Below are 7,874 nucleotides of genomic sequence, written 5' to 3'. Positions count from 1 at the left end.
CGAGGATATCGATTTCCATAGACAGAATCGAATTCCTCGGCTTCATCCTTCTAAGCTAGTGATATCGGCGGATTAGATCGCTATTCAACAGAGCACAAGATGCTACTTTCATGCTTGACGAGGTCGGGACATGGTACTTCTCGACAGCATATTCAGTCCTCCTCTCAGACGATTATCGGGACCTTACGGAGGAGATGGTTTGCCAACTCAACTCCAAGGCTCTCGACTTCTACTTCAAGCACATCACGACGGTCAAGATGGGAGGCTACTACGAGTATCGCTCCCAGTACGTCGAGAAGCTCCCTTGTGTGACCGAAGACAACGCAGATGTCTTCGGAACGATGCGTGAGACTGCTGGAGAAATCGTTGACACCATCGACCTCGACAGCAAGACCGACCGCTTCCCCGAGGCGTACCTCGGCGACTACGACGGTGAACTCGATTACATCACCTACGAGTGGCAGACGCGACGGTATCCGGTCAACGCCGATGTACAAGCTGACGTGGACGACAACTTCACGGTCCAGGCCGGCCGGTCGGACACCATCAACGACCCGGCGATGTACTCCGATGACCGGGAGGCACGGAAGCGTCGTGCCGAGTACGTCCACGCAGCCGTCGATGGGCGGAACGTCAAGAGTGGAGAGGAGATGACTATCCCGATTCCGCGAAGCGATGCCGGCGTCGAGGAACTGCTCGACCGGCTCGAAGCAGACCGTAACGAGGTCCAGCAGACCGACATCGAAGAACTTGAGGCCGAGATTGACGACGCAGTGTACGACCTGTTCGACCTGACTGCGGACGAGCGCGAGGTCGTGGAAGACTACCTCGAAGTGTTCTGACGACCACCGGCCTCATCGGAGAATTTCCCTTCGTATTCGTCGCCACAGCAGCCGTCCGCAACCTTTTGCCACGAGAGCGCCAATAGACCGGTATGCCGTTCAACACGAGCTGGCACACGCTTCTCGATAATCTTGAGGACCTGTCCTCGGACGCGACGCTCGTGACGCCACTCTCTCGGAAGCCGTTCCAGGTCACGGACGTGCAGGAACACCGCGTCCTCATCGAGTATCGAGACGACGATGGAACGATTCCACTGCAACGCGACCAGTTCGAGACGCTGTTTCAGCGCGTGCAGGACGCCCACGGGGAGTTCGACCTCGACCGGCTGCCTCCCGAGGCCGAACCCTACGCGACGGTTCTCAGCCTCCACCCACGGTTCGAGGTTGACGACCGCGAAGGGACGCTAACCGAAAACGAAACGCCGACCGGCTCCCCACTGGTCGATGCGTCCCTTGGCTTCGACGCCGATGAGGATAGCCGCGAAGAACCGGACATTGCGGTCTACGCCGATGCACTGCTCCTGATTGATGCTCTGGAGCGTCACGACCCGACCGACCTCGACGGGATGGAAACGGCGGCACTCGTGAACCTCTACACGCTCCTGTCGGACGTGCAGCGCAACGCCAACGACCTTCGCCAGGACGTGAGCAGCGTTCTCCTCGACCGTCTGCACCACGACCAACCCGTCAGCGGACAGTACGGCTCGGTGCAGCGGACGGCCCGGCGGAACCGGTCGCTCAAAGACGACGACGAGGTGCTGACTATGTTGGAGGAGGCGGGCATCGACCGTGAACGCGTGACCAGCGTCGATTCCAGCAAAGTAGATGAGGCGCTCGAAGTCACGGAACTCGCCGAGTCCGACGTGTATGAAGTTGAACAGAGAGAGTACATTCGAAAGGCAGAGGTGGACGAGGACGTGAAGGAGTCGCGGCTCCAGGGACTGAAAGACCAACTCGCCGCGACGGACGAAGATACCGAGGACCTGCAACAGGAAGTCGAGGAATTAGAGGCGCGGATTGACGACCTCACGAGCTTCGACTCCGGGACATCCCTTCGTACTCCTTCGGGAAGTGAATCGTAGCTATCGAGGTTCTTCGCACTGTGCGATTATCCACCGTTCTGTTGAAACAGGTGTTACGGCTCCTGGGTATCCGAACTCGAAGCGTCTTTGACCTGCCCACCTCATCGGCGCGAAAGGCATCTAATAGATTCTGTGGGGTAATTGAACAGAAATACCTATTAATATCTCTTGTCTCCGAAAACGTATGAGCGGTAACCTCGGTATCTCTGCTAACGAAGATACCATCGAGAGTGTCCTTTCCCGGAACTATCGGTACACCGTTCCGGACTACCAGCGTCAATACTCGTGGGGCGAAGAACAGTGGCGAGCGTTGTGGGAAGACCTACAGTCGTTGGAAGACGGACAAACCCACTTTCTCGGCTCGATAGTGGTGATTGAGCGTTCAGCGGGACTCAACGAGTTAGACCGTCTGGAGGTGGTTGACGGACAACAGCGCTTAGCGACTATCCTGACGATGCTATCCGTGATGCGTCAGAAGTACCTCGATGAGGGAGAAAGCGCCCAAGCGGATGCAATCCGCGATGAGTATCTCTTTGAGCAAGACCTCGACCAGCGGGAATATCAGAACCTCTCTCTGAGCAAGTACGACAACGACTCGTTCTCCTCTATCTTGGACTGCGATTTCGGACAGGTCGATAAGGAAAACCTGACCGAAGCCCTCGAATTCTACGGCTCGCGGATTCACAGTCTCAGCGTAGATGAAACAGACACGCTCAGGAAGAAACTGTTGAGTTCCGTCACGCTCGTCACTATCGAGTGTACCGAGGAGCAGTCGGCGTTCCGACTTTTCGAGACGCTAAACGAACGCGGACTGGAACTATCTTCGGTTGACTTGATGAAAAACCACGTCTTCAGCATTGCTGCCCAAGATGACGAAGTGGATTATGAGGCAGTACGGCAGTCATGGCAGACGACTATTGACAACACGGTTCCGAACCTAAACAAACCGAGCCGCTTCTTCCGACACTACATTATGTCCGCTCCCGAGCCGGACTTCTCCGATGCCGTTTCCGATTACAAGCTCTACGACATCTTCCAAGATATCATCGAGGAGGTGCGCTCCTCACCCGACATCACTCTGGAATCCTATCTGACGGATGTCACAGAACAGTCCGAACTGTACATGCGGATAGTGAACGCAGACATCAACCGGTTTGACCGCAGTGGCAATGAAGCAATCAACGAGAAACTGACGCACCTTCACTACGTCAAGTCCGTTCAGGCCCGTACGCTACTGCTGCGCATCTTCCGCGAGTTTGACAACCCGAACAAAGTGATGGAAGCGCTCGGCGTCCTCGAACGCTTCCTGGTTCGCTGGAAAGTCGCCAACTATGCCACTGGTAGCCAGTTGGACCGCATCTATTCCGAACTTTGCTCCACTGTTTTCGACGGAAGCGAACCGGTGGAACAGATGGCAGACTACCTACGAGAAAAGTACCCGAGCGACGCCGAGTTCAAAGCGGGTATTGAGAACAAGCGCGTCAAGTTGAACAACCGGACGAAGTATATGCTAAAGCGCATTGAGGAAGTCCACTACAACGGGAACATTGACCGAATGGACGACTACGAGTTAGAACACATCGCTCCTCGGTCCGCTTACACCGCGACAAAACACAGTGCTTGGGTCACCACGCTGGATACTACTCAGGCAACGTTTGAACAGCACCGTGACAGGCTCGGGAATCTAACCCTCCTCGAAACGGACAAGAACATCCGAGCGAGCAATAACCCGTTTGAGACGAAAAAGAGTGAGTACGCCACCTCAGATGTCGTTATGACTCAGCGGCTCGCTGACGACTACAACGACTGGAACCTCGACTCTATCCAGGAGCGTACGTCTGAACTCGCAGATATTGCCGCGAACACTTGGTCGCTGTAGGTTCGTGAGATAGTAACACCTTCCCCGCGTCATCGGTGCGAGAACGAAGGTAGCGGCTGGCGCTGTAACTCAGGTACTTTTATAATTCTTGCCCCCATTTTGCACCCTGTCGGAAGCAGAAACGGGCGAAATTCGGGGTCTTAGCCGGTCTGTGAACCGCGACGCTTAGGACGCTGTCCCGTAGGGGTCCGCCGGTTCGAATCCGGTCCCGCGCATGAGCGAACGAAGTGAGCGAAGAGCAGGACCGGTTCGAACGAGAGAAGACGCGCACAACGGAGTGAGCACGTCTTCGCGTTGTTCGAATCCGGTCCGCGCCTTTTCCAGTCGAAGGGGTTCCCTCGAGCGTGCCGGCACCCTCACCACCCTCACCACCCTCACCACCCGGGACACCATCCGTCTCGTCTACTCGAGTCCGAACCAGCGGGATCACGTTGTCAACAACGTATCACGACCGGCACGAGATCAATAAACGCAGCCTACGGGAGAGAAAAGCGACAGACGAACGTCAGACGTCCCAAAACGCTTATTCGCGCGGAACCAACTTGTAAAAGCAATGGACGGGTTAGACGACGTGTTCGGGGATCTCTTCTCGAGTGTCGACGGCGTGTTGTTGTTCTCGCCGAGCGGATCCTACTACGAGCGGTTCGCGACGATCGACGACGTCGACGTCATCGTCGTCGGCACCGACAACGACGTCGGTGCGGATACATTCGTCGAACTTCCGCTCGCGTTCGACGACGTCTCCGACCGGATCAAGTTCGGCCTCGAGGGTGCGTTCGAAGAGGGGGTGATCGAGGACGGCGACGAACTCGCCTGCGCGACGCGGCTTTTCGACAACGAGATCGATACCGTCTCCCGCGTGCGGGCGAGCGCCGACGACCACACGGGGATCTACGATCTCTTCGCCAAGTCGCGGGCCGAACCCGACGTCATCAAGGCCGTCCTCGAGTTGGCGATCGAACTCGGCAAGAAGGGCCAGAAGGGCAAACCCGTCGGCGCGCTGTTCGTCGTCGGCGACGCGGGCAAGGTGATGAACAAGTCCCGACCGCTGTCGTACAACCCCTTCGAGAAGTCCCACGTCCACGTCGGTGATCCGATCGTCAACGTAATGTTGAAGGAGTTCTCCCGGCTCGACGGCGCGTTCGTCATCTCCGACGCGGGCAAGATCGTCTCGGCGTATCGCTACCTCGAGCCGTCGGCGGAGGGGGTCGACATTCCGAAGGGGCTGGGTGCGCGCCACATGGCCGGCGGCGCGATCACCAGGGACACGAACGCGATCGCGATCGTACTCTCGGAGAGCGACGGGCTCGTCCGGGCGTTCAAGGGCGGCGAGATGATCCTGGAGGTCGACCCGGAGGCCTACTGACATGGACTGGCAGACGTTCATCGAGGAGCCGGCGGTCATCGCCGCCGCAGTCCTCGCGCTCGGCCTCGTCGTCGGCTACCTCGTCGGGCGGCTCAACAAGGAGTTGCTCACGGCGGCGGGAGTGCCCGACGCGGTCGAGGGGACGCCGTTCGAGCGGACGGCCCAGTCGCTCGGTACGTCCACCGTCGAGATCGTCGCTCGACTGAGTTCGTGGTTCATCTACGGGATCGCGATCCTGACGGCGATCCACATCGCCCAGTTGCTGAACACCGACGCGTTCTGGTTCCGGGTGACGGAGTTCATCCCGCAGGTCTTCGTCGCCGTCCTGGTGCTCATCCTCGGGTTCATCATCGCGGACAAGTCCGAACTCGCGGTCAGCGAGTATCTACGGGGGGTCAAGCTCCCCGAAATTTCACTGCTTCCGCGACTGATCAAGTACTCCGTTCTCTACGTCACGTTCATCATCGCACTGGGACAGATCGGCGTCCACGTTCTCGCGCTGTTGATCCTACTGACGGTGTACGCCGTCGGCGTCGTAATCGTCTTCACGGTCGCGTTCAAGGACTTCCTCGTCTCGAGTGCTGCAGGGATCTACCTCCTGTTGAACCAGCCCTACGGGATCGGCGACGAGGTCCGGATCGGCGACCAGTCGGGGATCGTCCAGGAGGTCGATCTGTTCGTCACGAAGATCGAGAACGACTCCGAGGAGTACATCGTGCCGAACCGGAAGGTCCTGGACGAAGGCGTCGTTCGAAATCGAGAGTAGGGACGGCGTCGTTCTCGGGCCGCCCGCTCGACGTGTTTCACGTAGTGGCGGCCGCGGGGCCGCTTCCTTCCCGGCGTCGGGGTCGATTTCGACCGTCCGGTTCAGACGTCCTCGAGATCCAGCGAGAGTCCCGCGTGCCAGCGGTCGACGCCGGCCTCGCGCTTGGCCTCGTCCATCTTCGCCAGCAGGTGCGTCGCGAGCGTCGCCGTCTCGGCGGCCCGGGACTCGCCTTTGGTGCGGAACTCGCCGCCGTCGCGGTCGGCGTAGACCGTACAGACCGCGCCGCCGCGCAGCCCGTAGAGGTTCGCGAGCGTGAGGATGGCGCTTGCCTCCATCTCGATGTTCTTGACGTTTGCCTCCACGAGCTGGTCGACGAGGTCTTCGGAGCTGGCTGCCTCGAAGCCGTCGTAGCCGGACCGGCCCTGGCCCGCGTAGAAGGAGTCGGCGCTCATGGTGACGCCGGTGTGGTAGTCGTAGCCCAGTCGCTCGGCTGCGGCGACGAGCGCGCTGACGACCTCGTGGTCGGCGACGGCCGGGTAGTCCTCACGGACGTACTCGTCGCTGGTGCCCTCCTGGCGGACCCCGCCGGTCGTGATGACGAGGTCGCCGACCTCCATCTCGGGCTGGAGCGCGCCACAGGACCCGACCCGGATGAACGTGTCCGTGCCCACGCGGGCCAGTTCCTCGACCGCGATGGCGGCCGAGGGGCTGCCGATCCCCGTCGAGGTGACCGAGATCGGCGTCCCTTCGTAGCTGCCCGTCGCGGTCCGGTACTCGCGGTGGTGGGCGCGGATCTCGTGGTCGTCCCAGTGGGCGACGATCTTCTCGAGGCGCTCCGGGTTCCCGGGCAGGAGGACGGTGTCCGCGACGTCCTCGGGGGCGACCTCGAGGTGGTACTGTACGTCCGCGTTCGGATCTTCGCTGTCGGCTGGCATTCGACGCGGGGGTTCGGGCCGGCACCGTATATAAATGCGGGGCACGCGTACCGCCGGTATGGCACGCGGTACCGAATCCGGATCGCTCGCTGACACCTACGTCGCCGCCCTCCAGCACGACCGGGCCGACCTGCCGCCGGAGACGACGCTCGTCGGGGTCGTCCGAACGCCCGCGCCGTGGTTTCACGCCGCGGTCGACGAGAACCGCCCCGCGCTGGGGCCGCCCGCCGACCTCCTCGAGGCCGCCAAGGCGGCCGAGGAGGAGTTCAAGATGCAAGGACTGTGCGAGGAAGGAGCCCACGACGCGGCCTGGGATCGGGTCGACTTCGCCGACGCGTACCGCGATCACATCGAGACGGACCCGAAGGCACGGGCGGCCCTGGCGGACCTCGAGGCACGCATCGAGTCCGGCGAGTCGCTCGCGCTGGTCTGTTACGAGAACACCGACAAGAAGCGGTGTCACCGGACGATCCTCCGGGAACGGCTCGAGGAACGGATCGAGGCGGAATAGGGCCGAAACGCGCTACTCGAGCGTCTCCTCGCTGATCGTGTTCGGGAGGAGCTCTCCCAGCGCGTACTCCGTCGGTTCCACTCCCTCGCCCTCGCCCTCGCCCTCGTCACAGATGACCCGCAGGTCGTCGTCGCAGAACTCCGCGAGCGTCTGGCGACACATCCCGCAGGGGGTGACGCCGTCCCGGCGGTCCGAACTGACCGCGAGCCGCGTGAACTCGCCGTGGCCGTTCTTGACCGCCTCGGCGATCGCCACCTCCTCGGCGTGGAGGCTGTTGCTGAAGTTCGCGTTCTCGAGGTTGCAGCCGACGAACACCTCGCCGTCTACGGTCTCGATCGCCGCGCCGACCGCGTACTCGGAGTAGGGAACGTGAGCCTGCGACTGGATCTCGCGGGCGCGCTCGATGAGGGCCCGGTCGTCGCGGTCGCCGGCGTCGTTCGATTTTTCGCCACTCATGGTGACCTGTACTGCCTCGAGGAGGGGCAAGAAGGCA

Annotated in this window: 8 protein-coding genes and 1 tRNA gene; 7 read left to right on the top strand and 2 right to left on the bottom strand. The window is 60.7% G+C overall.

Annotated elements, in window-relative coordinates; all coding sequences use genetic code 11:
• Positions 1-110 precede the first annotated feature (110 nt).
• The 6 genes from BM113_RS14935 to BM113_RS14910 all read left to right on the top strand — a co-directional run bounded on the left by BM113_RS14935 (position 111) and on the right by BM113_RS14910 (position 5,935).
• Complete coding sequence (locus BM113_RS14935; protein WP_245758068.1) at positions 111-842, top strand: hypothetical protein; 732 nt, start codon at positions 111-113, stop codon at positions 840-842.
• A gap of 92 nt (positions 843-934) precedes the next feature.
• Positions 935-1,924, top strand: coding sequence for a DUF7983 family protein (locus BM113_RS14930; RefSeq protein WP_089788849.1), 990 nt, complete (start codon positions 935-937; stop codon positions 1,922-1,924).
• A 184-nt stretch (positions 1,925-2,108) separates the two neighbouring features.
• A complete protein-coding gene (locus BM113_RS14925) occupies positions 2,109-3,803 on the top strand; it encodes a DUF262 domain-containing protein (RefSeq protein WP_089788848.1) in 1,695 nt (564 codons plus the stop codon).
• Between the two features lie 134 nt (positions 3,804-3,937).
• Positions 3,938-4,018: transfer RNA gene (locus BM113_RS14920), tRNA-Leu, on the top strand.
• A 338-nt stretch (positions 4,019-4,356) separates the two neighbouring features.
• Entirely contained in the window at positions 4,357-5,169 is an 813-nt protein-coding gene (gene dacZ, locus BM113_RS14915; RefSeq protein WP_089788847.1) for a diadenylate cyclase DacZ, read from the top strand.
• A 1-nt stretch (position 5,170) separates the two neighbouring features.
• On the top strand, positions 5,171-5,935 hold the full coding sequence (locus tag BM113_RS14910; protein ID WP_007141683.1) for a mechanosensitive ion channel family protein: 765 nt from the start codon (positions 5,171-5,173) through the stop codon (positions 5,933-5,935).
• A gap of 101 nt (positions 5,936-6,036) precedes the next feature.
• Here BM113_RS14910 and BM113_RS14905 read toward each other — a convergent pair whose 3' ends face one another.
• Positions 6,037-6,870: a nucleoside phosphorylase gene (locus tag BM113_RS14905; RefSeq protein ID WP_089788846.1), complete on the bottom strand. Its 834-nt coding sequence runs from the start codon at positions 6,868-6,870 to the stop codon at positions 6,037-6,039.
• Between the two features lie 58 nt (positions 6,871-6,928).
• On the opposite strand from BM113_RS14905, the gene BM113_RS14900 reads away from it, so the two are divergent.
• The gene (locus BM113_RS14900) at positions 6,929-7,381 is read left to right on the top strand and encodes a DUF488 domain-containing protein (protein WP_089788845.1); all 453 of its coding nucleotides are present in this window, start codon (positions 6,929-6,931) and stop codon (positions 7,379-7,381) included.
• Between the two features lie 12 nt (positions 7,382-7,393).
• Here BM113_RS14900 and cdd read toward each other — a convergent pair whose 3' ends face one another.
• Positions 7,394-7,867 (bottom strand): cytidine deaminase, encoded by a 474-nt coding sequence (cdd, locus tag BM113_RS14895; protein ID WP_281244027.1) that lies wholly within the window; start codon positions 7,865-7,867, stop codon positions 7,394-7,396.
• Positions 7,868-7,874: the final 7 nt, after the last annotated feature.

The organism is Natronobacterium haloterrestre, from assembly GCF_900112205.1.
GTDB lineage: Archaea > Halobacteriota > Halobacteria > Halobacteriales > Natrialbaceae > Natronobacterium > Natronobacterium haloterrestre.
Note: the sequence above shows the minus strand (reverse complement) of the source record. Positions and strands in the feature narration are given on the sequence as shown.